Origin of the sequence: Methylobacterium tarhaniae (genome assembly GCF_001043955.1) — a bacterium.
Taxonomy (GTDB): Bacteria; Pseudomonadota; Alphaproteobacteria; order Rhizobiales; family Beijerinckiaceae; genus Methylobacterium; species Methylobacterium tarhaniae.
In genome coordinates, this window is sequence record NZ_LABZ01000480.1 from 1 (window position 1) to 734 (window position 734).

General features: G+C 69.1%; 2 pseudogenes. Both read left to right on the forward strand.

The annotated features are described in order from the left end of the window. A pseudogene (locus VQ03_RS34230) lies at positions 1-328 on the forward strand (hypothetical protein); the annotation flags it as partial. Between the two features lie 15 nt (positions 329-343). Continuing rightward, positions 344-734 (forward strand): annotated as a pseudogene (locus VQ03_RS32460) (hypothetical protein); the annotation flags it as partial.

The following is a 734-nucleotide window of genomic DNA, read 5'->3' on the forward strand; positions in this document are numbered from 1 at the left end:
TGGCATCTCACCGCTGTCGCTGGCAGCGCTGATGGCGGAGAAGCGCCACTTCGTCCGGCGCTGGCCGGACCGCCGTTACGTGGTGCAGGACGGTTCCCCGCGCATGGCCTGCAGCGTCGGTACGAGCAGCTGCATCGTGCGCTCCACCTTCGATTTCCGTGCGGCGAACCCACGGAACGGTGCCCGCTCGCAGGGCGTGGCGGAACTGACCCTGGAAATCTCCTTCGCCGGACCGCGTCCGGTGATCGTATCCGAGTCGAGCCGTGTCCTGCGCCGCTTCGCACCGGGACCGCTGAGCGCCGCCGCATCGACACGGCCCGGTGCCTGAGACACAATCGAACCGATGATCGCAGCCAAGACACGCGCGGCTAAGACACACGCAGCCGGCAAGACCTCTCCGACCAAAGCCTCCCCGACGAAGCCGTCCGGAGAGGTCGAGGCTCCGGCCGTCGTCGCGGCGCGGGCGGCACGGGAATCCGTCCGGTCGATGATCGAAGCGGAAATCCGTCGCCAGGACGCCTTTCCCGTCGCCCGGCGGACGCTGCAGCTGCTCGCCGAGGCCGTGGTCGAGCCTGCCGCCGAGCCGCCCTTCTACCGGGTCGTCGATCGTTCCGGGACGATGCGGCAGAGTGAGAATGGCCCTCTGACCCTCGAGGAGCTGTTCGCCGAATTGCGGGAGCGCCATGGCGCCCTGTTCGTGCCTGTGCCGCCGAAACCCGTGGTGGACGCCGCAC